The organism is Allobosea sp. (assembly GCF_048595345.1).
Classification (GTDB): domain Bacteria; phylum Pseudomonadota; class Alphaproteobacteria; order Rhizobiales; family Beijerinckiaceae; genus Allobosea.
The window spans coordinates 18146-42912 of the sequence record NZ_JBMDWH010000219.1 but is presented as its reverse complement, the minus strand read 5'-3'; the positions used below and the strand labels follow the sequence as shown (position 1 = coordinate 42912).

General features: G+C 68.4%; 26 protein-coding genes. All 26 read right to left on the bottom strand.

Annotation, left to right across the window (positions count from 1 at the left end; genetic code table 11):
* Window position 1: 1 nt before the first annotated feature.
* The 26 genes from ACOJTB_RS19345 to ACOJTB_RS19220 all read right to left on the bottom strand — a co-directional run bounded on the left by ACOJTB_RS19345 (window position 2) and on the right by ACOJTB_RS19220 (window position 24750).
* Window positions 2–439, bottom strand: a complete 438-nt coding sequence (locus ACOJTB_RS19345) for a phage baseplate assembly protein domain-containing protein (RefSeq protein WP_420104157.1) — start codon at window positions 437–439, stop codon at window positions 2–4.
* Complete coding sequence (locus ACOJTB_RS19340; RefSeq protein WP_420104156.1) at window positions 439–1575, bottom strand: hypothetical protein; 1137 nt, start codon at window positions 1573–1575, stop codon at window positions 439–441. The genes ACOJTB_RS19345 and ACOJTB_RS19340 overlap by 1 nt, the downstream gene beginning before the upstream one ends.
* Window positions 1572–2033, bottom strand: coding sequence for a hypothetical protein (locus tag ACOJTB_RS19335; RefSeq protein WP_420104155.1), 462 nt, complete (start codon window positions 2031–2033; stop codon window positions 1572–1574). The genes ACOJTB_RS19340 and ACOJTB_RS19335 overlap by 4 nt, the downstream gene beginning before the upstream one ends.
* Window positions 2030–2737 (bottom strand): DNA circularization N-terminal domain-containing protein, encoded by a 708-nt coding sequence (locus ACOJTB_RS19330; protein WP_420104154.1) that lies wholly within the window; start codon window positions 2735–2737, stop codon window positions 2030–2032. Before ACOJTB_RS19330 ends, ACOJTB_RS19335 begins: the two co-directional genes overlap by 4 nt.
* Window positions 2734–5010, bottom strand: a complete 2277-nt coding sequence (locus ACOJTB_RS19325; protein ID WP_420104153.1) for a phage tail tape measure protein — start codon at window positions 5008–5010, stop codon at window positions 2734–2736. Before ACOJTB_RS19325 ends, ACOJTB_RS19330 begins: the two co-directional genes overlap by 4 nt.
* 74 nt (window positions 5011–5084) lie before the next feature.
* Window positions 5085–5453: a hypothetical protein gene (locus ACOJTB_RS19320; protein WP_420104152.1), complete on the bottom strand. Its 369-nt coding sequence runs from the start codon at window positions 5451–5453 to the stop codon at window positions 5085–5087.
* Complete coding sequence (locus tag ACOJTB_RS19315; RefSeq protein ID WP_420104151.1) at window positions 5453–5842, bottom strand: hypothetical protein; 390 nt, start codon at window positions 5840–5842, stop codon at window positions 5453–5455. The genes ACOJTB_RS19320 and ACOJTB_RS19315 overlap by 1 nt, the downstream gene beginning before the upstream one ends.
* 71 nt (window positions 5843–5913) lie before the next feature.
* Entirely contained in the window at window positions 5914–7431 is a 1518-nt protein-coding gene (locus tag ACOJTB_RS19310; protein WP_420104150.1) for a hypothetical protein, read from the bottom strand.
* A 42-nt stretch (window positions 7432–7473) separates the two neighbouring features.
* Window positions 7474–7779 carry a hypothetical protein gene (locus ACOJTB_RS19305; protein ID WP_420104149.1) on the bottom strand — a complete coding sequence of 102 codons (306 nt, stop codon included), beginning with the start codon at window positions 7777–7779 and terminating at the stop codon, window positions 7474–7476.
* A complete protein-coding gene (locus tag ACOJTB_RS19300; RefSeq protein WP_420104148.1) occupies window positions 7776–8567 on the bottom strand; it encodes a hypothetical protein in 792 nt (263 codons plus the stop codon). The genes ACOJTB_RS19305 and ACOJTB_RS19300 overlap by 4 nt, the downstream gene beginning before the upstream one ends.
* The gene (locus ACOJTB_RS19295) at window positions 8564–8986 is read right to left on the bottom strand and encodes a hypothetical protein (RefSeq protein WP_420104147.1); all 423 of its coding nucleotides are present in this window, start codon (window positions 8984–8986) and stop codon (window positions 8564–8566) included. Before ACOJTB_RS19295 ends, ACOJTB_RS19300 begins: the two co-directional genes overlap by 4 nt.
* 22 nt (window positions 8987–9008) lie before the next feature.
* Window positions 9009–10037, bottom strand: a complete 1029-nt coding sequence (locus ACOJTB_RS19290) for a major capsid protein (RefSeq protein ID WP_420104146.1) — start codon at window positions 10035–10037, stop codon at window positions 9009–9011.
* Window positions 10038–10117: 80 nt separating this feature from the next.
* Window positions 10118–10501 (bottom strand): head decoration protein, encoded by a 384-nt coding sequence (locus ACOJTB_RS19285; protein WP_420104145.1) that lies wholly within the window; start codon window positions 10499–10501, stop codon window positions 10118–10120.
* Between the two features lie 49 nt (window positions 10502–10550).
* Window positions 10551–11039: a hypothetical protein gene (locus ACOJTB_RS19280; protein ID WP_420104144.1), complete on the bottom strand. Its 489-nt coding sequence runs from the start codon at window positions 11037–11039 to the stop codon at window positions 10551–10553.
* Between the two features lie 51 nt (window positions 11040–11090).
* Window positions 11091–11987 carry a S49 family peptidase gene (locus ACOJTB_RS19275; RefSeq protein WP_420104143.1) on the bottom strand — a complete coding sequence of 299 codons (897 nt, stop codon included), beginning with the start codon at window positions 11985–11987 and terminating at the stop codon, window positions 11091–11093.
* Window positions 11984–13570 carry a phage portal protein gene (locus ACOJTB_RS19270; RefSeq protein WP_420104142.1) on the bottom strand — a complete coding sequence of 529 codons (1587 nt, stop codon included), beginning with the start codon at window positions 13568–13570 and terminating at the stop codon, window positions 11984–11986. Before ACOJTB_RS19270 ends, ACOJTB_RS19275 begins: the two co-directional genes overlap by 4 nt.
* 2 nt (window positions 13571–13572) lie before the next feature.
* Complete coding sequence (locus ACOJTB_RS19265; protein WP_420104141.1) at window positions 13573–13788, bottom strand: hypothetical protein; 216 nt, start codon at window positions 13786–13788, stop codon at window positions 13573–13575.
* A gap of 4 nt (window positions 13789–13792) precedes the next feature.
* Complete coding sequence (locus ACOJTB_RS19260; RefSeq protein WP_420104140.1) at window positions 13793–15784, bottom strand: terminase gpA endonuclease subunit; 1992 nt, start codon at window positions 15782–15784, stop codon at window positions 13793–13795.
* 115 nt (window positions 15785–15899) lie between these two features.
* Window positions 15900–16487 carry a hypothetical protein gene (locus tag ACOJTB_RS19255; RefSeq protein WP_420104139.1) on the bottom strand — a complete coding sequence of 196 codons (588 nt, stop codon included), beginning with the start codon at window positions 16485–16487 and terminating at the stop codon, window positions 15900–15902.
* Window positions 16488–16608: 121 nt separating this feature from the next.
* Complete coding sequence (locus ACOJTB_RS19250; protein WP_420104138.1) at window positions 16609–17259, bottom strand: hypothetical protein; 651 nt, start codon at window positions 17257–17259, stop codon at window positions 16609–16611.
* Window positions 17260–17505: 246 nt separating this feature from the next.
* Window positions 17506–18114 carry a transcription termination/antitermination protein NusG gene (nusG, locus tag ACOJTB_RS19245; protein WP_420104137.1) on the bottom strand — a complete coding sequence of 203 codons (609 nt, stop codon included), beginning with the start codon at window positions 18112–18114 and terminating at the stop codon, window positions 17506–17508.
* A 16-nt stretch (window positions 18115–18130) separates the two neighbouring features.
* Window positions 18131–19318: a helix-turn-helix domain-containing protein gene (locus ACOJTB_RS19240; protein ID WP_420104136.1), complete on the bottom strand. Its 1188-nt coding sequence runs from the start codon at window positions 19316–19318 to the stop codon at window positions 18131–18133.
* Window positions 19315–19467: a hypothetical protein gene (locus ACOJTB_RS19235; protein ID WP_420104135.1), complete on the bottom strand. Its 153-nt coding sequence runs from the start codon at window positions 19465–19467 to the stop codon at window positions 19315–19317. The genes ACOJTB_RS19240 and ACOJTB_RS19235 overlap by 4 nt, the downstream gene beginning before the upstream one ends.
* 164 nt (window positions 19468–19631) lie before the next feature.
* Entirely contained in the window at window positions 19632–22259 is a 2628-nt protein-coding gene (locus tag ACOJTB_RS19230) for a DNA methyltransferase (RefSeq protein WP_420104134.1), read from the bottom strand.
* Entirely contained in the window at window positions 22256–24583 is a 2328-nt protein-coding gene (locus ACOJTB_RS19225) for a DNA cytosine methyltransferase (protein ID WP_420104133.1), read from the bottom strand. The genes ACOJTB_RS19230 and ACOJTB_RS19225 overlap by 4 nt, the downstream gene beginning before the upstream one ends.
* A complete protein-coding gene (locus ACOJTB_RS19220) occupies window positions 24571–24750 on the bottom strand; it encodes a hypothetical protein (RefSeq protein ID WP_420104132.1) in 180 nt (59 codons plus the stop codon). The genes ACOJTB_RS19225 and ACOJTB_RS19220 overlap by 13 nt, the downstream gene beginning before the upstream one ends.
* Window positions 24751–24767: the final 17 nt, after the last annotated feature.

The following is a 24767-nucleotide window of genomic DNA, read 5'->3' as shown; positions in this document are numbered from 1 at the left end:
CTCAGCCGACCCGGGCGAAGACGAAGGGGCTTAACCCCGATTCCGTCAGGACGCGCGCGAAGACATGGCCCGCAGCCGGATCGCCGCCGAGATAAAGCTTGTCGCCGACCGTCGTCATCGCTCCGCCGTTCTTGGATTTCATCTCGATCTCGCCGCCAGGCTTGAGCCGCAGCTTCTGCCCATCGGGGCCATAGAGAACCTTGCCAGTCTCCCCGGCCGGCCGATCCTCGGCATGCTCCAGCCCTTGCACGATGCCGCGCTCGCGCGAGCCGTCGAACAGCGCGTAGCCGAGCGCCCCGATCCTCGGGATCGTCGTGAGCCCGTCCGTCTGGGGCCGATAGAGACGGTCGAACGTCTCACCGCCTTCGCCCCGGCCGGAGACGCGCTGAAATGGCCCGGAATCGTCGACGCCGGTGACGCGGAAGCGGACGAGCCGCATCACTCCAGCTCCTCGTATTTCGCCTTGGAGGAGGGCGCCGACCACGACTTGCCGGATTTGCCCTTGGCATCCTTGCCGCCGAGCGTGCGCGGATCGACGAAGGTCAGGCGGGCGAGCTGGGCATCCTTCGACCAGGAGAGCGTGCCGCTCTTCAGCGCCATGTCCTGTTCGAGCTCGAACTCCCAGGCCGAAACGTAGCGGGCGAAACCGGCGGTCCAGAGCGTGCCGTCATCGTCGCGCCAGTCCCGCGTCGCGACCACGATCTGCGTGCCGTTGCCGTTGTCCCCGCCGGCGCCGCGGCGGTTGTCCCATTCCGCCCGCGTCTTCAGATCCTCGGCGTCGCCATCCTGCTCGATACGGCGGATGTCGATGCGCAGGCGGCGGATCGCCTCGTTCTCCGCGATGGCATAACCATCCGTCTCGTCCTTCCCCTTGCCGCCCTTGTAGCGCTGCCCGAAGACATGGGTGTGGCTGAACTGTCCGCGCTCGCTGTCCTCGAACTGCAGCGTCGTCGCGTTCGCCTCCTCGCCGCCGAGCACGAAGCGGCCGGCATGGCGCCCCCGGATCCCCTTGAACTGAGCGACACCGCCATCGGGCGTCGCGGTGTAGAGCAGGCCAGCCTTGCGGGCATGGCTTTCGACCACGCCGAAGGCCCGGTCGCCGGGCGCCCAATCGAGATCCATGCTGCGGCTCTCGGTCTCGACCTTGACCGGCACCCCATAGTCCCGGAACAGCGTCTTCGCCGCATCGCCAAGCGTCTTGCCCTTCAGCCTGTAGCCGTGCTTGCGGCCGTCCGCCGCGCATTCCACCGCATCGCAGGCCTTGCTCTCGATCTCGAGGAAGCGGCGCAGCGCCGGCTTGGCGACGTCGCCATAGCTGCGACGCACCCGGCCGGTGACAAGAACCTCTGCACTGCCATCCGGCCGCAGGCTCTTCAGGATCGCCTCCGAGCCCTTCTTCGTCAGCGCGCCGGGGATCTCGCGCACGCCGGCGACGACGCGATGCAGCGCGTCGGTCGCGCCGAACGAAAACTCGATCGACAGAAGTCCGGGATGCGGCTGCCCATCGATCTCCAGCGCCAGCTGCTCGGCACCGTTGCGAAGCGGCGGCAGAGTGGCGAACAGCTGCTCGATCATCGCCCGCCGCCCTTCGAAAGATCGTCAGGCTGGGCCGCGAGCAGCACGGTCGGCATGAATTCGGGGCAGCGGGCGCGGTTGAGCCTGACCAGCTCGGCCGCGCGCTCGGTGTCGCCATAGAGCTGCCAGGCGAGCAGGCAGGCCGGCTGGCTTTCGCCCGTGGTCACGCGGACGATCGGGTTCAGCGACAGGATCTCGGCGTCGAGCGCTTCCAGCGCGGCGCCGTAACAGGAGACCGTGACCTGCAGCAGATCGGCATCGGCCGCCACCATTTCCAGCAGCGGCTCGAACAGCGCGACGATGCGGGCGCGCATCTCCTGCGCATTCTGCCGCGAGGCGAAATCGACGCGCAGCGCACCGCGGGCGAAGGCCAGGGCCGCGATCAGGCGGGAGAAAGCCGCCGCGCGCTCGCGGCCACGCTGCTCGACCTGGCGCGAGCGGGAGCGGGGCGCGATCATGCCGCTCCCCGGTCTTCGAGCAGGCCGAGCCCCGGCCCGCCGAGCAGGGACAGAGCATCGGCGAGATCGGCATGGCTCTGCCATCCCGGAAGGGCGCCGGCGGCCGTCACGACGTCGTCGGCTGCGGACAGCGCCAGCGCCGCATCGGACAGGCCGGCGAAGCGCACCGCGCTCTCGGCCGCGAAGCCGAGGCTTTCATAGCGGGAGACGCCACGGGCATCGCCCGCAAAACTCGCCAGGGCCACCCCGGCGGCATCCGCCAGCCCGGCGACCTGCGACAACCCGTCGACGATCAGCCGCTCGGCGAGGCCGAGGCTGGGGCCGGCGATGGCCTCCGATCCGTCCTCGACGAACTCGACCCGCAAGGTGAACCATCCGAGCTTGTCGCCGCTCCATTCGGTCTCCGGGGCGCGGGCCCAGACCATGACCGGGCGCCGGGCCGGCAACACCAAGAGGCCCGGGCCGGGCGCTTCGAGGGCGGCCTCCACGGCCCGCATCCGGGCGGCGGCATCGACCTCGTCGGCGACATAGGCATCGAAGCGACCGGTCACCGCCTTGCGGCCGAGATCGGTGACCCGCCAGCGATCCGACATCGGAAATTCGTCGATCTGCAAGGCGCGCGAAAAGCTCCGCGTATCGCGCTTGGCGAAGAAGGACGCATCGCGGAAGGAGGCGCGGCGCAGGGATCCGCCGGGCGTGGTCATTGCGCGCCACCCCCGCCGCCACCGCCGCCGGACGGCATTTCCTTGCCGGGCAGGGAGATGCCTCGCGCATCGCTCCCGCGGAACGACATCACCTTACGCTCGATCGTCGCCATGAATTCGGGAGATGGAGCGATGCGAACCTGCACGTCGCCGTTCACGGAGACCTCCGATTTCGCGGTGATCTGATCGGGCTTCACCTCTGCCTTGACGCCGCCTTTCAGGATCTCCTCGACACCGGAATAGATGCCTTCGACGCGGCCCTTCGGACCGGTCGTTGGGACGGCGCCACCGATACGCTCGGCAAGACCGGTGATGGCTTCGAGAGCCGTCTTCAGCTTTGTCTCATCGACAGAGCCCCCATCACCCGCCTGACGCTCGGCGATCGCCCGAAGAGCGGTGGCGATCGAAGCGATCGCGGTCGCGCGCGCTTCGGCGCCGCCAAGCCCGAACACATTGCTCTCGCCGTCTGCGGTCAGCCTCTGCGCACGAATGAGCTGGGCGAGGGTCATGACGCCAGCCATCACGTCGCGCGACGCCTCGCCCGAATTCACGAACATTTCGTCCGCCGTCGACTGATCCGTGTCGACACGCACGCGCTCCCGCTTTCGTGTCAAAGCGTCAACGTCGCGATACTCGTCACCAGCTCGCGGCCCGCCCGCATTGTCGATGGCGTTCTGCCGACGCTCTTCGGCAAGAAACCGAGCCCTATTCGCCTGCCGCTCGCGATAATCGGCGAGCCGCTGCTCTTCGGCATATTGCTCCCGGTCGCGGCGAACCTCCTCGAGCATCGCGAGATGCATCGGAACGCGCTGGCTCGCCGGACGGTTGCGGTTGTCGCGAGGGGCCCTGGGCGTATAGCGCCCCGGATTGGCGGCGAAACCGCCATCACGCATCGAGTAGATTTCGGAATTAGGATCGTCGAGCTGCTTTTGACGCTCCTGAGCCCGGCGTGCAGCCTCGATTGACTTCTCGGCTCGCGTCTGCGGGACATCGCCACCTTTCGCCAGCCGCGCCAAGCGCTCTTCGTCCGTCTCACCCGGCTTGAGCGCTTCGTTCATCGCGTCCGTGGCGGACGTCGCCGCTTCGGCGATGGCCTTGAAGGCCGGGGCGACACGCCGGCCCAAGGTATCGGCGAGCCGATCTGCGGAGCTGCGGAAGCGATCGAAACTCGCTTGGCTGTTGCCGGTGACGCGCGCCAGATCCTGCGCAACCGTGCCGGCACTGCTCGACTGCATCGTTTGAGAGAGCTTCTGCCACTCTCCGCGATACATCATGAGCGCCTGCACGCCGCGCTTGAACTCCATATCGTCGATGATCTCGCCGAGGCGGGAGCGGTCGCCCTTCAGCGCCTTGTCGACCAGCTGCTCGAAGACCTCGATCAGGTTCTTGCCTTCGGCGCGCGCCTTCTTGAAGGCGGCCTCGGAATCGACGCCGAGCGCCTTGAAGGACTTGGTCGTCTTGTCGCTCTCCATCTTGGCGAGGATGTTGTTCATCGACGCCACGGCCTCCTCGGCCGTACCCGAGCCCTTGCGGAGGATCTGCAGCATGGCGACGAGGTCGGAGAGACCTTTCTTGCCGGAGAAGCCGATCGCGGACGCGGCCGGACCGAGGCTCGGCAGATAACGAGCCATGTCCTTCAGCTCGAACTGCCCTGCCTTGCCGCCCGCCGCCATGATGTCGAAGGCGGTCTGCATGTCGGCGCCGGCGATCTTGAATGACGAGCCGACAGACTCCGCCGTGCGGGCGATATCGGCGACGGCCGAGCCCGAAGCCTGCGCAGTGCGCGCGACCGAGGGCAGGAAGTCCATCGCGTCCGGCAGCGTGCGGCCGGCCGAGACAAGCGCGTCGAGACCCTCGCGGACATCGGCGACCGGCTGGGCCGTCTCGCGCGCCAGATCCTGCACGCGGCGCCAGGCATCCTGCTGGGCTTCCGAAGAGGCATCGGCCGTGATGGCGATGCGGGTCATGGCGCGCTCGTTCTGCGCGAAGACCTTGTTCGCGTTCGAGAGCGCCTGGCCGGCCCCATACACCGAGAGCAGGCCGGCGACCGGACCCATCGCACTGCGAGCCGCCATCCCCATGCCGGTCGTGATCTGTGTCAGGCGCGAGGTCCGGCGCTCGATCTCCTGCGCGGCGCGCGGATTGCCGATGACGCGATCCATGCGGTTCGCGGCACCGTTCAGCCGGTCGAAGTTCCGCGCGACCATGGCGAGAACCTGCGAGGCACGGTCCTCCGCCGTCAGAATCGCGCGGGCTTCGTTGACGACCGCCATGGATCAGATCCCCGCCATCTCGCGCAGGCGCCAGGCCTGCCAGCGTGTGTGAAGGCGCATCATCTCGACGATGCTCAATCGATCCGGGTCGGCTCGGAGGCCGGCGCCGAAGCGGAGGTCGTCGGAGGCGTCTTCTTGCCGGACGCGCCCGCCCCCGAGGTAAAAAAACCGACGAGGGTTTCCTTCGCCCGCTCGGCCTCGCTTGGAGAGAGCTGCGCGATCAGCGCGGCATCTTCGGGCTTGGCGACGAGAGCCAGCAGCCACGCATCGACGGCGTCCCAACGGATCTCGTAGGTCGTCGACTTGTCGGGATAAGTGCGGACCTCCTCGATCGCCGGCAGCCCGCGCATGATGCGCAAGGTCGGGTCGCGAAAGCCGATCTCGCCGATCATCGTGCCGGCTGGCCATTCCCGCTCGCGATCGAGTTTTAGCGACCAGGCCATCAGACGGCCCGCCGGCGATAGTTGAGCTTGGTGCACTGGATTTCGAGGCCGGTCAGCTTACCGTCCTTGAAGCTCTCCTGCGCCTCGCCGACGAGCCCGGCATTGGTCATGTAGTGGTTCAAAGCCGCATGGACCTCCTCCCAGGTCATGTCGAAGCGGGCGCGCAGCAGGGCGTCCCAGTCGATATCGCCACGGTCGAAGTCGCAGCTCACGACGACGGGCGTGGGCTCGAAGGAGCGGTTGAGCACCTGCTGGTCGACCGACGTCTCGGCGCCGACCTTGTAGCCGGTGGCCTTGATCTTGATCTCGCCCATGGCCGAGATCTTCTGACCGGCGAGCGGCCCCGAACGCGGCGTGATGATGACGACGCCATAGTCTTTGCCGGCCATGATGGCGGACCTCCGAATGCGATGCTGAAGGGGGAGGGGCGGGCCGGCGGCGCCGGCTCACCGGAAGGCGATCAGGCGGCCTGCGCGTTCGGCGACAGCTCGCCGACGACCGTGCGGTTCGCCATGATGTAGAGCGGGTTCGCACGGTAGATCTTCTGGAAGGTGTTGAGCCGCACCGGATCGCCCGACAGCTCGACGCGCAATGCCGCCTCGTAGGCGTCGGCATCCTGCACGATCTTCCCGCGCCGGATCACGTCGTTGTAGCAAGAGAGATAGGTCTTGCGGGCATCCTGCGGCCGGGTCCAGCCATCCGCCGCATCCTCCTGGTCGCCGACCAGCGACGAATTCTGATGCGCGTTCCAGACGTAATGCCGCTGATACTGCACCGTCCAGGCGTCGATGCAGGGGCCGTTGATGTCGAGATAGGAAATATCCTCCAGCCCCGTCGAGGCGCGGCGCTGATAGGTCGTGATGACCCGTTCCATCTGCACCTTGCCCTCGGCCGGGACGAGCGGCGAGATCCCGTCGAAATAGAGCAGGTTGCGCTGCTCGTTCGAGAAGACGTCGTCTTCCTTCCACGGGCCGGTGAGGTAGTTCATCGCTCGGCCGGTCAGGCCGCGCGCGAAGATCTGCACCTCGGTGATCGAGCGGCCGAAATCGAAGACGAAGGCCAGATCGGCGCCGAAGCAGGCGGCCATGATCGGCTCCGGCTCGGAGGAGGCGCGCAGGCCGCCCAGCACCCGCTTGCGGTCGTTCATCGCATCGCCGAGCGCGGCCAGCGTGCCCTGAGAACCGACGACGCCCGCCACGGCCCAGCCATAGCGCATGTTCTGCGGGCCCCACTGCGTCTCCAGCCACGCATCGATCGCGGCGAGCGAGGCGGTGTCGCGATAGGCCGAGATGACCCAAGCATAATAGCCGGTGCCGACGCCGGCGAGCGCCGCGGCGAGGTCGGGGGCTCCGGTGCCGGGCGTGAAGGTCAGGGTGCAGCAAGCGCCTAGCGGCGAGATCTCGCCGCGGCTTTCGAAGGAGAGCCAGTCGGTGCCGTTCAGAACCGTGCCACCATTGCGGGCGGTCAGCGTCGCGGTGTCGGTCGCGGCCGCAGCGCTCGCCATGTCGACGAGCGACTTGCCGTCTCCGGCCAGGGTGACGCGGGTGTTGACCGCCGCAGCGATCTTCGCCGCGACCGTGTTGACGGTGTCGGCCGCCGTGACGGTGATCTGCCGGCGCCGACCGTTCGAGAACAGCCAGAACGGCCAGGTGCCGACCGGCGGCAGCGTGTTGACCTTCACGGCCAGCGTCGCCTTCGTCCCGGAATCGGGCAAGGGCAGCACGCGGTAATCGAGGCCCGGCCGGGTCAGCTTCGCATAGTTCAGCATGGTGCCGAGCAGGGAGCCGGCGCCATAGGCGGTTTCGAGATCATCGCGCGGGCGCTGGCTAACGCCAGTTTGCACGGCCGCGCCGGTCGCGACGGGCCCGACGATCAGGACCTGCATCGACTGCGAGAAGGGCGGCGTGCCGAGGGCGAACTCGTTGAGATAGCCCGGCGCGCGCTGCGAACCGGAGATCTGGTCGAAGGTGATGGTCATGACGGACCTCTGCTGGAGGGCGGGCGCGGAGCGGGCGGCGCGTCAGAACTTCTGACGGCCGGGCTTTTCGGAGGCCGGCGGGGCCGGATCGGCAGGCAGGGGCGGCTCGACCGGCGCCGGCGGAGACGCAGCCGGCTCCTCGGCCGGCACCGCCTCGGGCTCGGGTTGATGCGCGGCGAGGGCGACGTCGCCCGCTTTCTCGGCCCGCAGCCAATAGGGCGAGCGCGGCTCGCCGCGCAGGACATAGCCCTCGGGAAGCAAGGATCCGTCCGGCGTGCGGACGCGGCGGCCGGGCTGCGGCGTCACGTCGACGAGGGTCGGGAGCGGCTGTTCGGCCGTATCGGTCATGGGGCAGGATCCTTCGGGTCGAGGGTGACGGTGATCGCCGGCTCGGTTGCGGCCGGCGGCGGCGGAGGAACGGGCGGGGCCGCGCCCTGCGCGGTGCCCGAGGCGCTGAAGGGCGCCGTCGCGACGAGGCCGGAACGAGCGAGCCGTGCAGCGGCGAGGCGGGCGGCCGTCTGCTCGATCTGGGCGATGGCGCCGGCCGCGCGAGCGCGGACAGGGGAACCTTGCGGCAGCCCGTCGCGGACGATCTCCAGCGCCTTCACCCCATCGGCGAGGGGCTCGACGAAATAGGAGTTGGCGAGGACGGCGAGCTTTTCGCCTGTCTCTGTCGAGGGGTAGGGCTCGGCATCGAGCTTGGTGACGCGCTTGGCGACCCGGCCGAACAGCGGATCCTGCTGGAGCACGGCCCAGGCCTGATCCTGCACGATGTCGAGAATGTCGGCGAGTTCGTGATCGAGCAGGTCGGCCGCCTCGGCCTCGAATTCGGTGTTGGTGTCGGTGTCGAGAAAGACCTGCCGGGACGTGACCTGCGCGGAGATCACGATGCGGCACGACCCGTTGAAGCCGCGCTCGCCCCGCGCACCGTTCTGCTCGGAAAAGGCGAGACCATCGATCGCCTCGACGGCGAAGACGATCAGGGGCGTGCGCTCGCCGCCGCGACCGTCGAGCAGATCCAGCCGGGAATCGAAGATGCGGTCACCCGCCATGGTCGGCAGTGCTCCGGCATCGACACCGAAGGGCGCCAGCGCCGCCTTGACGGCGAGGCGCACGGCCATGGTGGCAAGGCTCACGGCTTGTTCCTCGTCACCTCGAGGGCGGCGAGATCGAGCCGGATATGACCGGTCGCATCGCCGCCGGGCGGCTTCGAGACCCGGTATTTCCGCCCGATGGCGGGCGCCGCGACAACCTCCTGCACGACATCGTGCTGCCGGATCACGCCGCCGGTCGGGTTCTCCCAGACGGTCAGGGCGAGGTCGTCGCCGCTGATGCCGGGGAAGCGGCCGGTCTCGAAGGAGGTCACGTCGGAAACCCATCCGTCGCGCTTGTCCGGCGCGAAGAGATGCGCCAGCACGACGAATTCTTCGCGGGAGGTGTCCGGCACGGGCCGCTCGTCGCCGCGCTTGACCCGCGGCAGGATCCGCCACGGCACGCCGGCGACGCGGCCCACGGCCGCCCGGGATCGGGCGACCGCAGTGGTGAGAACCGTCACGACGGCTGACCTCGGCCCGGCGTCAGTTCGAGCTGACGATCTCGACCAGCGCTTCCGGCCGCTTCACGACCGGCAGAACGTTGGATTGCGACTTGAACTCGACGCCCTCGCCGTGGTCGAGGATCTTCTCCGAGATGAAGATCTCCTCGCCCGGCTGGTTGACGTGGTCGATATGATGCGGAGGGGCGTCGTAGCAGGTGAACATCTCGCTCGTGCCGGTGGGATAGGCGACGCCCTTGTCGGCAGCCATGAGCAACTCGCTCACCCCGCCCTTCATCGGAACCGAGCCCACCGATTCACGGATCGTGAGGGTGCCGGTGTCCATCATGCGTCCAAAATCCTGACCGAGAGCGTGGCGGTCCAGCCTGATCAACTCCTGCGCCGACGGCGTGTTCAGCCAGTACTTCTCGAATTTCGGATGCTGGACCAATCGGCTGAAGATCGAAGTCCCGACGATGGCCTCTACCTTCCCGACCGTGTCCCCCTGGACGCCCTTGAGCACCGAGGTGCGAATTTCCTCGAGCTTGGAAACGATGTCGGTCGCCGCGGTGCCGAGCACCAGGTCGACGGTCACCTTGGCGATGCCGAAGAAGGCATAGAGGTCGACGATGGTCTTGCCGTCGCCGTCCTTCACCAGCCCCTTTAGCGCCGCGAACTTCAGGTACTCGCGGGTGATGCCGTGGCTGCGGCGCAGCTTCTTCAGCTTCTTCGCCGTGGCGATATCGACCGTCATCACCTGCGGCCGACCGTTCACGATCGCCGCCTTGTTCTGCAGGTCGGCCGGACCGAGCTTGTCGGGCAGCGGGAAGTGCGGGACCTCCAGATAGAAGATCTTCTGACCGTCCGGCGTCATCTCCGGGCCACGGGTGCCGCGCGGCAACGACGGCAGGACGCGGATGCCATCGGTATCGCGCACGATGCCGACGACGGTCGTGCTAATCGGCTCGGCCGGGAAGAGGTTCAGGGCGTTGAGCAGCCCGTAATCGTTCGGGATGAGGTTGACCTCGTCGGTCAGCGTGACCGAGTCGAACGGGAAGACGAATTCCGGCATAGGGGGACTCCCAGGGAGAAGAGCCCGCTACGCGGCGGGCGAGGTTGAGACGAGGTCGGCGGAAAGGAGGAGGGACCGCGTCAGACGTCGCGGACGAGGATCTTCTTCGCGGCGAGCGCGGCGATGGCAGCGGCCTTGTTGGCGTTGCTGATGCCGTTTTTGAAGGTCAGGGCCGGCAGCACGACAATCGCGCCCCAGGTCACGCCGAGAGCCATGACATCGTTGTTGGTGGCGTCGACCGCCTCGCCGAGCACGCCGGCCGCGACCTCGGAGCCGTCATTGGCGGCGTTGTTGTGCAGCACGTATTTGCCGGAGGCTGTGATCTGGCCGAGTACGGTGCCGATATCGAGAATACCCGCGCCCGAGGCGATGGTGATGGCCTCCCGCGAAAAATCCGGGTCGATTTCCTTCTTGATGACGTCGGAATAGGTGCGCTTCCGCGTCTGCGTGGCCATGGGGAACATGAGAACGGTCCTTGTGGATGAGGGCTGCGGGGAGGCGAGGGAGGGGAGATCAGGCCTTCTGGCCGGTCACGGCCATGCGGGCGGCGGCGAGGCGGGACTTCGCATCGGCTTTGGCATCGCCGGGAGCCGGATCGCTCGCCTGCGGCTTGACGTTCGGCTGCGGTACCGTGGCCCCGGTCAGCGTGCGCGGCGCCTCGGCCTTCGGAGAGGTCGCGAGGATCGAGCCCGCCGCGTCGGGCGCAAGATCGGTCGAGAAGGCCAGATGAGAGGCGAGACCGGCCCGGCCCTCCGCTTCCGGATGCGCCATAATGGCCTTGATGCGGTCGCGCTCGGCCGTGCGGGCCTCGGCGCGGATGCCGGCGGCGTCGAGCGGCGCGGTCGGGGCCGCGGCAGCCGGAGCGGGCGCGGGCGCGGGCGGCGCCGGCGGTGTGGGATCCGTGATGGCCTGCGGCGCGTTCGGCTCCGTCACGGCAGCGGCCAGGGCGGCGAGCGAGGGCGTGGTCACCGCGGCGCGCGCGGTGTCGGTCAAGGTGGACATCGGTTTTCTCCGGGGTGTGATGACGTGACCGAGACGGCCAGCGCCGGGCGATCAGCGCCGCGCGACTTCCTGTCGGAACGCGGCGAAGGCTTCGTGCGGGTCGCCGAGCGCATCGGCGAGACCGAGGGAAACGGCCTCGCGGCCGGAATAGACGCGGGCTTCGGTCGCGAGAGCGGCCTTGGCGGTCAGGCTCTTGCCGCGCCCTCGCGCGACCGCCTCGGCGAAGCTGCCGCGCACCTGGTCGAGATCGGCCTTCAGCCGGTCGACGACATCCTGCGCCAGCGGTTCGAAGGGGTTGCCGTCGACCTTGTGTTCGCCCGACGCGATCAGCGTGACCTTGACGCCCGCCTCTGTCAGCGCCTGCGAGAAGTCGACATGCATGACGACCGCGCCGATCGAGCCGGCGAAGCCGAATTCCGGCATCACGATCCGGCGCGCCTGGCTGGCGAGGAGGTAGGCGGCAGAGCAGGCCGTCGCGGTGAGGATCGCCATGGTCGGCTTCTCCGCCGAGAGGCGGGCCAGCGCCGCGGCCGTCTCGAAGACGCCGGAGACGGCGCCGCCGGGTGAATCGACCTCGACCGCCACGGCCTTGACCGAAGGATCGCGCCGGGCGCGCTCGATCTGGGTGCGCAACCCCTCATAGGAGGTCTCGCCGCAATCCATGCCAATCCATGAGCCCTTGTGGACGAGGATGCCCTCGACCTCGATCACGGCGACGCCGTCGACGACGGGATAGGCGGCCCGGCTCTGGCTTTGAAGGCGCCGGTCGAGACGGCCGGCGATCTCGCCGGCGGTGGGCTGAGGTATGGGCGCTGCGCCGCCGATGCTGACGGGGGCGCCGAAGACACGCGGACCGACTGCGCGCAGCATAACCTGAGCACGGCCGGGCTCGACCGCAAGCGGCGTGCCGATCAGTTCGGCGGCGATGCGCGGCAGCATCAGGCTCATGCGGCGGCTCCATCGGCAGCGGCGGGTTCGGGATCGGGCGACGCGGCGTTCGAACGGGCGACGATGCGGGCCGCGACCGTGGCGCGGCTGAGATTGCGAGCCTTCAGCTCGCCCTCTTCGCGCTCGATCTGGTCGAGGATCTCCTCGTAATCGAAGCCCTGCTCGGCGCACTCCATCTCCAGCGTGGACACCATGGTTTCCATGCGGAGCGCCGCAGCCTCGGCTTCCTTGACCGGGTCGACCCAGCCGCGACCAGGCCCGATCCAGCGGCCCGAGAGCCAGCCGGCCGGCTCGTCCCAAAGGGGCCGGCAGCCCGGGGGCGGGCGGATATAGCCCTTGTCGATCGCCTCCTCGACGATGCAGAGCGCCATCGGAATCGGGCCCTGCTCGCAGAACTGGGCGACGAGGCGGCGAACCATCCGCCAGGTTTCGTTGAGCACGGTGCGCGAGCTCGAATAGTTGAGCTTGGCGAAGTTCATCAGGACCTGCTGGCGCGACATGCCGAGGCGGGCCGCGATCTGGTCGTTGAAGACGTCGTCGAACTCGCCCATCGCGGCGCTCTGGCGCGCCTGCCCCGCCATGGCGATCTCGTCGCCGGGCGGCAGAACCGGCACGCGGACGCCACCGATCTTGACCGGAGCGGCCTCATAGAAGCCGGTGCGCTGGTCCGAATAGGAGGTCGTCGCCGAGTTGAACTCCTGCGGCTCCAGCGACGCGGCGACCTCCGCGAAGGACATGTTCGACTTGATATAGGTCGCATACATCGCGTTGACCGCCGCGGCGGCCAGCTCCAGCTCCGAGAGCGTACCCTTCATCCGCAGGATCGGCATCAGCGCCGCGAAGGGCGAGATCGGCCGGTTCTGATCCTCGCGCTCCGGCTCGAAGACATGCAGGAACACCGGGCGGCCCCAGCTCGTCTCGCGCGGCACCCGCTCCCAGGATGCGGCCGTCAGGCCGGCACCGTCGCCAGGATGACGGTTGCGAACCTGATAGGCGACCGGGGCACCGAAGCTGTCGATGACGACGCCGCCGCGCAGCGCGTCGCCGTCGCGCAGGCCGGTCGGGTTGCAGAGCCGCTCCGGATCGACCGGCAGGAAGCAGGTTTCATAAGGGCCCTGCTTCTCGCGCCAGGTCGCGATGACGCAGGCTTCGTTGAGCTTTACGAAGCTGCGGGCCATCAGCCGCCACAGCCCGTTGCCCGAGAGCTTGCGCTGCGCATCGACGCGCTTGCGCGGGTCGTTGAGGTGGCGGGCGAGTTCGCGCTCGATCTGCTTGCCGAGATCGGCAGCCGCCTCGCGCGTAATGCCCAGCGCGGCGGCGCTCGGCTTCGAGGAGAAGCGCAGGCCTGCACCGACGATCATGTCGACCAGCCGCGTGATCGCCGCGATGGCGACGGGGTTGTTCCGCGCCAGATCCTCGGCACGATCGGCGATCAGGCGCCGCTCGCGCAGGATCGCCTTGTCGGCTGACGCGCCCGGCGGAAGCCAGTTCGCGAGCGCCTGAGACCGCGTCTCGGAGGCGCGATAGAAGCTCGAGGCGAGCGGGGTCACGCCATCGGCCGCCACGAGGACGGGAGCGTTCATCGTCAGAAGACGAAGCCGATCGCGCCGCGCACGGGGCGGCCCTCGTCCTTCGCCTTCAGCTCGTCGAGCCGGCGCTCCAGCCGGGCGATGTCGGGCTTGACGAAATCGGTCTTGTGACCGTTCGGCGTGATCAGGACGGAGGAGGCCTGATCGCCGGAGATGATCCGGTCGCGCGTCGCCTCGAGCTGGGCGAGAGCGAGCTTCTCCTCGTCGGTCATGGCGTCACTCCTGGTTGTTGAGCGCGGCAAGGCGCGCAAACATGTCGTTCGGCTTCGGCGGCGCCGCAATCGACGGCGGCAGCGGGGAGAACAGGTCGGCGACGGCCTCGGGCGGCGCGAGACGCTCGCGCCACTTCGCCCAGCCGGCGGCGTTCATGGTGTCGACGCCGAGCGACCAAGCGAGGGCCCGGCAGCCGACGGCGATGTCGAATTCCTCGTTGGCCTGGCCGGCCCGCTTCACCCAGATGCGGTTATCGCCGGGCTTCTCGTGCAGCTTGCGCCGGGCATTGCCCTTGGCCTCGAGCGCCGGGTCGACACAGATCTCGGCCGTCAATTCCTTGCAGCAGGCTTCGTCGACGATGTCGCGCGGCAGGATGAGGGTGCCCGGCAGCCAGCCGCCGCCTTCCATCTTCCCGGCCGCGAACTGCCGCAGCCCGCGCATGATCGTGTGCTTGAGATCGAAGACGCCGGTCGGATAGACCAGCGCCTTCGACAGGACGCGGCCCCACTTGTCCTTGATCGCGAGGCGCTTCGGCGTGCCGAGGATCGGCGCCGTGCGCTTCTCCGCGCCCTCGCAGACCCAGAGCCGGTGACCGCGACCGGAGCCGACCGAGCGGACCCAGTTGGCCCAGTTCGAACCGTCGATACCCCAGCGGGCCACCTCGACGATGCCGCCGGTCGCGGCCGGCCAGTTGCGCGCCAGCAGCTCGTCGATCCCGGCAACCGCCTCCGGCGTCTCGGGCGCATGCGGGATGATGCCGCGCACCATCAGCACGCCCTGCGCCATCGGGCCGTAAGCCCAGATGCTCCAGACGAGACGGTCGCCCTGACAGTCGATGAAGCCGACCCAGAGCGGGTGATCCGTCGTTGCCAGCCCGGGCACGATCTCCTCGCGGGCCCGGTGCAGCTTCTCGTGCTCGATCTCGGAGGCACCATCCTCCCATGGCTCGCCGAGCGACTGCTGGGTGAAGACCTTGAGGGTAACCGGAGACTTCTTCGCCTCCTCCCACGCTTCCCAAAGCGACTGCCAGCTCTCGACCGGCGAATAGGCGGTCCAGAGCGCATAGCTCGGCTCGAAGTCGCGGCAGCGCCCTTCCATCGGCGCGCAGCGATAACGGTCCATCTGGGCCGGCGGGATCTTCTCCGGCACCGGAACCGGCTCTGCCTCCGGATCGTCCGAAGGGATCGGCCGGGTCGAGATCCACTCGCCGCGGGCGAACATCTCGCCGCGGTGATGCTCCTCCATGATGCCGCCACAGGCCAGGCAGCCGAAGGAGGCGAGCCAGTTCGTCGCCTCGCTCGGGGCCTGCATCGCGACCGGGGTCAGCAGCTGCATCGTCTCGCAGTGCGGGCAGGGGACGTACCGCCGGCGCCGGTCCCCCGCCTCGAAGGCCGCGCTGATCCGGCAGGTCGCTTTGTGGCCGGGCGTACCGGACAGCAGGCGCTTGAGGTTGCCGGTATAGGCCTTCTGCCGGGCGAAGGCCTGCATCAGCGGATCGCCGCGGTTATCCGTATCGAACGGATAGCCGGTGATCTCCTCCGCGATCAGGTAGCGGATCGAGACCATCTGCAGGCCCTTCGACGAAGAGGCCGTGACGATCTGGTTGAACCCGCCGGCGAAACGCTTGAACGACGAGGTCGAGGAGGCCTCGTCGCGCTGGTTCTCCTTTCGGACCCGCAGACGAAGCCGCTTGCTGACGTCGATCGTCGGCTGAAGCTTCACCCGGTTGTACTTGATCGCCTCGTCGAGCGAGGGGAGCATGGTCAGCACCGGGCCCGGCGCGCGATCGACGATGAAGGCGAACCAATTGACGCCGATCTCGGTCTTGCCGAGTTGCGCCGCCCATTTCAGCACGATCTGCTTCGACGGATGGTCCGGATGCAGGCAGTCCATCGGCTCGCGCAGATGGGGCATCCGGTCGGTGCGCCAGTCACCCTTCCAGGGCGAACCCGATTCCGCCGAGACCTTGCGGTAGCGATCGGCATACTGAGACACCGTCAGCTCGTCGACAGGACGGGCCGACTTCGCGAGAGCGCCATACAGGATCCGCCCGGCACGGGTGGCCGCGGCTTCCGACAGTGAACGCAAAGAACCTCAAGGCGCTGCAGCGCTACGGGTGATCGTCGTCTTCATCGCCCTCCTCGGACGGCGGCGCCGGGACCACCTCGAAGAGCGATGCCCGGAAGGCTTCCAGGGCGGCCCGCTTCAGGATCCGCAGGCCCGGCCGGACATGGCGCACTTCCGAGCGTGTCCGCTTCGCGATGTCGTCGGCCGCGTCGTTCTCCGCCCTGTCGAGCGCGGCCGACATCGCCTGCACCGCGGCCTCGGCGGCCTTGACCATCTCGGCCACGCTGATGATCTCGCCGCGCTTGCGGGCTCGCTCTTCCTCGGCCTCTTCGAGTTCGATCTCGGCCTTGCGGACCTCGATCTCACCCTTGCGCTCCTTGGAGGAGGCGATGCGCCGGTCTTCGAGATAGGGCGCCGCCGAACCACGCTCGACGCGGATGTTGATCTTGCGGTGCTCGATCAGCGCATCGACGTCGATCAGCGTCTCTCGCCCCTCGCGCCGCTGCTCGATGTCGGTGGCGTAGCGCTTGATGTAGCGCGAGAGCGTCGAGCGCTCGACCGGCTGGCCTTCGGCCTTCGAGACCAGCTCGGCCGCTTTCGAGATTGAGCAAAAGCGTGCATCGCCAGCCACTTAGTGCAATCCCGTGTATCGCTCAGAAAATCCGGGCCACTAGAAAAATCCCGCGGCTAACCTTAGCCGCTCTGGGGGGAGGGCCGGGGAAGGACCCGTGAAACATTTTCCGTGAAACATTTCATCGGCCCTTCCGGAGGTAGCGACCGCGGGCGACGCGCGCGGCCTGCGCGCGCATGTCAACGCCCTCGATCACCACCCAGAGCTGATGCGCCAGCTCCTCCGGTAGCTCCCGTGCCACCGCCTCGAACTCGCGCTGTGCACGACTGTCGACGAACGCCGAAGGCACCATCACCCCGCCGACAGACTTGAATCCCTCGCGACGGCGCTTTCCCGTGCCATAGACGATGCGACCGGCGAGCGTGCCGCGTCGCTTGGCGGCGTTGCCTGGCTGGTTGCGGGGTGCCCCCTTCTTCGCCTGAAAGGCAATCCGCAGCTTGGCGGCGTCTGCCACCCAGGCAGTGGGGATATGGTCCACCTTGACCCCGGTGCCGTCCTGCACCGTGTCGAACTCCTTCAGCGGGATCCTGCCGCGCGCCACGATCTCGTAGCTGGTGCCGGAGATCATCCGGCCCTTGATCCGCCGGCGGACCTCGCGAAGCTTGACCCGCAACCTGTCCCGAACCGCGCGGGTCACCCTGACCAGAGCCTGCCCGCCCTTGCGCTGCACGGCCCGGCGCACCGCGACCGGCGCCCGCTTGCCCGCGGCGGCGTAGAGGTTGGCGAGGGCGCCATAGGACGAGCCGTCGCAATGCAGGCGGATCGCCGTCATGGCCGCACTCCTGATCTGGGCAAGAAAAAGCCCGCTGACCGATGCGCGGTCGCGGGCCCATAGCTTCGCTTGAGGCTGCCGGAGGGCAGCGGGGAGATCGTGAGATACGAGCCGGGGGCGAAACCTAAACCCTGCCGACGATCAAACTACCGATCCAACCTTGCAGCCCTTATGGCGTGATTCGCCCTGCGGGAGTCAACAACCCGTGCAGCCATGCACGCTTGCACATGTGGACTGCACGGGTTTTCAGGCCGCCTCGATCTGCCCGACTTCGAGCTGCACAGCGGTCGGGCGTCCGAAGATGTCGACCAGCACCTTCGCGTAGTCCCGGCCCAGCGCCTCGACGACGGTCGCCTGAAACGAGGCGAACGGCCCGTCGAGGACCACGACCGCGTCGCCGGGCGCGAAGGGGAAGGCGGGCTTCGGCGGCTCGGGCGCGTTCTGGATCGCGACCATGCGCTCGAAGGCGATGCGCGGCATCTGCAGGAAGCCCCGCGCCGTCGAGATGACGCCGAGCACGCCCGGCATCTCGCGGATATCGGTGACGGGCACGCCCTTCACCACGACCTGGCGCCGGCCGAAGGGCAGGTCCGCGACGAAGAGATAACCGGGATACATCGGCGCATCGTAGGCGGTGACCCGCCCGCGGCTCGACGTCTCGCGATGCAGCGTCGGCAGCCAGACCGAGCAGCCGGCCTCCATCAGCGCGTCGCGCGCCCGTGCCTCGCCGCGCGGGGCGGTGACGACGATGTACCAGCCGCGCGCAGCATCGATCGAGGGCGGAGCCGGGTTGCGCGTCTCGGTGAAGCGCCGCCCGTGGCAGAAATCGGAATTATGGGGAGCTCTGCGGCCCATCGGATCCTCGTCAGCCTCAGAGCGGAACGTCGGCGTCGCCGGGGTCAGCGCGCCCGCCCGGCGGCGCCTCGCCCGGCAGGAACACGCGGAAGGTCGCGGCGGGATCGAAGACCGGGATGCGCGCACCTCGCTCGGCCAGCCAGGGCCGCCACGCATCGATCTCGGGCCCGGTGCAGACGAAGCTCTTCAGCTCGCCGAAGCGCTTCGCCGCGGCGGTCATCTCGCTGCCGGCGACCGTGATCGACTTCCCGCTCTCGGCCTGCTGGAGCATGAACCCGACGCGCTGCTTCGCCGCGATCCGGGCATGCAGGATCATCCACCATTCCCGCGACCAGGCCTTGGCCTCGACCAGCCCGCCGGCGGCCTCGGCAGCCTTGCGCTGGCTGGCCTTCGCTTCCAGCCCGACCCAGCAGCGCCCGCCGAGATAGGCCGGACCGGAGAGCCTGCCCTTGAAGCCGGCCGCCTTTCGCTCGGCGCAGTAAGCCCCGATCCCGTCGATGGCCGGCCGTCGCTGGTCGAAGGGCAGCGCCTTCCAGGCGGCCCGGAGCTGCATGCGGTTGTCGCCGAGGGCGTTCGGATAGGCCGAGAGGAAATCCTCGAAGGTGGGGAGCGCGGCAGGGGCAGCCGCAGGCTCGCCCTCGCTCGCAAGCGCATCCTCGTGCGCACGCACACCCTCTCTCTCAGTGAGGGTTCTATTAAGGGGTTGGGTGACTCCAGATGTCACCCTAGAGCCCTCAAATGTTAGGGTGACACCATGTAAGGGTGACACCATGTCACCCAAGATTTGCGCATGGCCGACGCCCTCTTCCTCCGATTCTCCTGCATCCTGCGCATGGGCTTCGTCGTCATCGTCGTCGCCTTTGGGCAGCGGATCGTGCAGCGCCGCCGCCTCCAGCACCTTCCAGTAATCGGGACGTCGCAGCCGCGCGAGCATGTCGATGTCCATCTCGTAGGCGGCTGTCGAGCCGGTGCCGCGGCCTCCATCGCGGACCTTGCGCAACAGGCCGACCTCGCAGAAGCGCCGCAACTCGCGCCGCACCTGCTGCGTCGAGCAGCCGACATGCTCGGCCACGGTCGAGAGCGCTGGCCAGATGTTGCTGCCCTCGTCGTCGCAACAATCGACCAGCTTCATCAGCACGAGCTTGCGGGTCTTGGAATCGCCGACCTTCGCCGCCCAGGCGAGGCCGAGGAGGGAGGCGCTCACGATGCACCTCGCTCGTCGAGCAGGTGCCGGAACTGCCCCGGCACCGTCAGCCGCGCCAGCAGGTCGCGATCCAGCCTAAAGCGCGCCGGCCGGCCGGGGCTGGGCGCGGCAACCGGTGTCAACAAGCCGATGGCATGGAATTCGGCCATCGCATGCGAGACGTCGGTTTCCGAACAGCCTGCGGATCGAGCGAGGCGAGACCGCGAAGGCCAAGCCTCCCCATCGTCCATGCAGCAATCCGCAATGAAGATCAGGATGAGCTTCGGAACGGCTGGCATGTCCACGCGAAGAGCCTGAGAGAGAAGAGCTGTGCTCACGCCGCCTCTCCCTCTGCCGGCAGCCAGCCTTCCGCGGCGCCGAGGTCGAACAGCGTCGCCGTCGACATCTTGCGCTGCGTCGCCTCCAGCACCTTCACGCCGTCGAGGAAGTAGCCGGGGTTCAGCTCGGAGGCGCGCCCGCGCCGGCCGGCCAGCAGCGCGCGCATGGGCACGGTGAAGAGCCCGCCGAACGGATCGAAGACGAGTTCGCCGGGATCGCTCCAGCGGGAGATCAGGCGGTCGACGATGTCGAACTGCAGCGGGCAGACATGCTGCTCGCGGCCCTTCGCCGCCTGTTCGGTGTTGAGCGTCAGCATGCGGTTGACGTCGGCCCAGACATCCTCGCGGTTCGTGCCGGGCTGCAGCGCCATATAGGTCGAGGGCAGGCGCCGCCGGTCGGCCAGGGCCTCGCCGATCCGCACATGCGTCGCGAAATCGTAGATCGCGCCGGCGCTCTGCTCCCGGAACAGTTTCGGGATCAGCTTGGGGTCGAGCGCCATGATCTCTTCCGGCGTCAGCAGCCGGTTGCCGGAGGAGCGCCAGCGCGCATGCGCGTCGAGCTGCCAGCGGGCGAGGCTGTAATCCTCGATCCGCTTCTGCACCGGATCGTCGGCATAGCCCTTGGAGCGGTCGCTCTGGACCTTGCGGAACAGCAGCACGAATTCCGGTGAGCCCACGCCCATCTTCGTGCCGTCCTTGCGCATCTCGGTATAGCCGAGGCGATAGGTCTGGTTGTTCTCCCGCACGACGTCGGTGTCGATGTAGATCAGGCCGAGATAGCCCAGCCCGTGGCGCCGGTAGTGGCTGATGCAGTCGGCATGGAAGGGGTTCACGGTCGGGAAGCCGAGGCCCGTGACGTTGCCGAACAGGATCCGGTCCTTGACATGGATGCAGGCGAGCCGGCCGGGCTTCAGGATCCGGATCAGCTCCGGCGTCAGATGATCCATCTGCCCGAAGAAGTGATCGTCGTTGTCGGTGTGCCCGAAGTCGTTGTAGCTCGGCGTGTATTCATAGTGGTTGCTGAAGGGGATCGAGGTCACGATCAGGTCGACCGAGTTTTCCGCCATGCCGCGCGCCTCCAGCACGCAGTCGTTGTTGGCGACATGCCAGCCTTCGCCCTTGGCCTCGATCCGCTCGACGCCGATCGCGCGCGTCAGCTCGGCCGCGAAGTTCAGCGGGTCGAGCCCGTATTCCCTGATGATGTCGGACATGGTGGAGACGAGCCTGTCGTGTTCGGCCCACTTCGCTTGAAGGTCGCGCACCACCTCGCGTTCGGATTCCGCGTGGATGATGTCGATCTCGACGGTGTGGAGCTGGAGGAAGCGGGCGATCCGGTGAACCGCCTGGATGAAGTCGTTGAACTTGTGCGAGACGCCGACGAAGACGGCGCGGTGGCAGTGGCGCTGGAAGTTGCAGCCGGAGCCGGCGATGACGGGCTTGGCCGCCAGCAGCCGGAACTTGCCGTCCGAGAAGTCGACAATGCGCTGCTCGCGCTCGTCGAGATCCTGCGTCCCATAGACGGCGCGCGCCGAGGGCAGCGCCTTCTGGATCGCGTGCCGCTCATCCTCGAGGTCGTGCCAGAGGATGAAGTGGTCGGCGGGCGACGCCTCGACGATCGCCGCCAGCTTCGCCACGCGCGCCGGCAACGTGTCGCGCCGCTCCTTCGCTTCCTGCATCAGCCCGCGCGCACCGTCGCGGAACAGGATGCCCTGGCCGTCACGCTCGGCCCCGGCATCGGCGAGGTTGGTCTCGACCTCGTGCCAGCGCACGGTGAGCGGCGGCAGGGCATAGCCCTCGTCGCTGAAGCCGAGGTCGGAGGGCCGCTGCACGAAGCACGCCCAGCTGTTCACCCACAGCCAGAACTCGCGCTCCTTGTGCGGATAGAGCGTGAGGTTGCCGGCTTCCGAGCTGTCACGCTGGAAGAAGCGCGTCAGCGCCTGCCCGGTGTCCATGATGCCGAGGAATCCGGCATAATGGATCAGCTCCTTCGTCCGGTTCGGCGAGGGGGTTGCGGTGGCGACGAAGCGGAAGCGCACGGAAGCGAACAGCGACAGGAAGGTCTGGAAGGTCTTGCTGCCATAGCTGCGCAGCACGCTCGCCTCGTCGAGGCTGGCGGCGTCGAACAGGGCCGGATCGAGCTTGCCGTCCCGCACGCTCTCATAGTTCGTCAGATAGATGCCGGGCCCGTCGACATCCTCGCTGCGCCGCACGAAGCGCAGGGACGGCGCGCGCTCCGGATGCCCGCCGAGCCACTCCGCCAGCTCGGCCCGCTGCGCATCCGTGATGCGCTCGTGCTCGCCGGTCGAGAGCACATGCGCATCGCGGCGAAACTCCTGCCGCACGCCGAGCGGCAGCACGATCAGCCCCCGCCCGCGCCGCCGCTCCAGCAGCAGGATCTGGTCGAGCACGACGCGCACGACCTCGATCTGCATGAACGTCTTGCCGAGGCCGAAGGCGCAGAAGATCGCCCGGCAGCCGCCACGCACGGCCCAGCGCGAAATCTCGCGCTGATGCGGCAGCAGCAGCGGGTTGAGATCGTCGGGCGCGATCTCGAAGCCGATGGCGGGAGCCATCCGGATCTTCGCCTCGAGGAAGGCGCGATAGGGGTCGAGATGGACCGTCACTCCGCCGCCTCCAGAAACAGGGGAAGCGCTGCGGCCGGCTTTGCCCGCTCGCTCTCGCGCGGCTGGAAATTCGCAGCGACGAGCGCCTGCGCCAAAGGCGGGCAGACACTGTTGCCGCACATGCGGACCTGCGCCGTTTTCGTGATGGCGATCGGCTCGGCCGGCCCGTCATCCTCGCCCCAGCCTTCGCGGACCTCGACCTTCAGGCCCCGGTCGATGATGTAGCTGTCGGGGAAGCCCTGCGCCCGGAACAGCTCGCGCGGCGACAGCATGCGCATGCCGATATCGGCGATGACATAGGGCTCGCCGCCGATCTCGACCGTGACCAGGCCGAAGCGGGCCTTGGCCGTCGCGGTGTGGAGCGGATCCTGCGCATCCTGCCCGATAGCCGGGCCATAATACTTCATCAGAAAGGCGCGGACCTCGGCCGCGTGCCAGCCGCCGGCGGTGACCGTCTTCAGCGGGTCGCGCGGATCGCCGGCGCCGCCGCGCGTGTTCGAGGTGTAGTGGTGCGAGAGGAATGAGGCTTCCACGAGCGCCTGCTGCGGGGCCCCGAACGCGCCGCCGGCCGTCAGGGTCGAGACCGGCTTGTCGAGCGGGTGCCCGACGACGCCGGTGTTATGCTGCGCGAGGAAGGCGGCGGTCAGCGCAGCCTGCCCGCCGGATGCCGTGATCGTCGCGACAGGCTCGTCGACCGGGCGACCGGGCTTCACGCCGACATGCTCGGTATTGTGCTGCGCCATGAAGGCGGCGACGACGGCATGGCGGTTTTCCGTCACCACCGTGCGCACCGGATCCTCGGCGGCCGCCGAGCGATCGGCTCCGCCGGCACCTTCGCCGTAGTAGGCTTGCAGATGCGCCGCCACGAGCGCCGTCTTGCCGCCGCCTCCGGCCGTCACAGTCCCCACCGGCTCGTCGGCATCCGAGCCGATCGACGCGCCGAACTGGCGCGACATATGGACGGCGAGCAGCGCGTTCTGGTCCTTCGGCGAGGCGCAGATCGTCGAATGCGGCTCTTCCGGCGAGCGGTTGAGCCCGCCCTGCTGGGCATAGGTCAGGACCGGCGCCACCAGGCAGACATCGGCCTTCGCCGTGCCGGTCGCGCAGGGCTCGTCAGCGCTGCGCGGGCGCGATTGCCCGGCCCGCCCGCCGCAGCCGACAAGCACAGGCGAGACGAGGCCGAGAGGCGCGCAGCCACCCGGCCGCTCGCGGTTCTCGCCATTGGCGGTCACGGTATGCAGCGGCTCGGCAAGGGGCGAGCCCGTGCTGTTCGCCCGGAATTTCGTGACGAAGGGCGCCAGAAGACGTTCCTCGCCGCAGCGTGGGCATTCGGCCGGGGCGAGGCCGCCTATGCCATCCGCGAAGGAATCGTCGAAGCCCTGCCCGCAGGGCTCGCAGAAATAGGCAGGCGCCGGAGCGACCACCGGTGCGGCGAGCGCGAAGCTACCGCCCGTCGTCATCGTCTGGATCGGCTCGTCGGTGGCATGCACGCCGTTCCGTGCCGCCGCGCTGGCCATGTCGGTGCGCACCACGAACGGCTTCGCCGCGTCGATCACATAGCGCTTCACGCCCCGCCCGATGCGCGCCATCGTCGCCTCGGCCAGCGGCCGGTTGACGCCCACCGCGCGCCCTTCCTCCCGCGTCAGGAAGATCGAATGGCAGGGCAGGGTCCAGTCGATGATGCTCGCGGCCGTGCGCCAGGGCAGTTTCCGGCCGGCGATCACGTCCGGATCGTCCGGCCGGCCATGTGTCGCTTTAGGCCAGACGATCCTTTCCCCGTCGCGCCGGGCGATCAGGAAGAGTCGCTTGCGGATGGTCGGCGCGCCATAGTCGCAGGCGCGCAGCTCGCGATGCTCGACCCTGTAGCCCAGCCGCTTCAGCTCGCCGGCCCAGCGTTGGAAGGTCTCGCCTTTCCGCTCCTTGCAGGGCACGCCCTCCGCCGAGATCGGGCCCCAATCGCGGAACTCTTCGACGTTCTCGAGGATGATGACGCGCGGGCGGACCTGCCGAGCCCAGCGCACCACCACCCAGGCGAGATCGCGGATGTTCCGCTTCACCGGCTTGCCGCCCTTGGCCTTGGAGAAGTGCTTGCAGTCCGGCGAGGCCCAGAGCAGGCCGACAGGCCGGCCTCCAGTCACGGCGACCGGGTCCACCTTCCAGACATTGTGCGGCAGATGCAGCGTCTCCGGATGGTTCATCCGGTGCAGCGCCAGCGCTTCGGCATCGTGATTGATGGCGATGTCGGGCGAGCGGCCGAGCGCCAGCTCGATCCCGGTGGAAGCCCCGCCGCCGCCGGCGAAGGAATCGACGATCAGCTCACGCATGGCGGCGGCAACTCCTCGCAGATGAAGGGGAGGCGCGCCGGCGCGGGGCAGCAGCGCGGGAAGTCGAAGTCGAAGTCGAAGTCGCCGATCTCGTCGTCGAAATCGTCTTCCGGGATGTCCCAGCAATCGGAGTGCGGGCAGTGGTCGCAGCCGCAGGAATCGAACATGTCCGATCCGCAGCAGA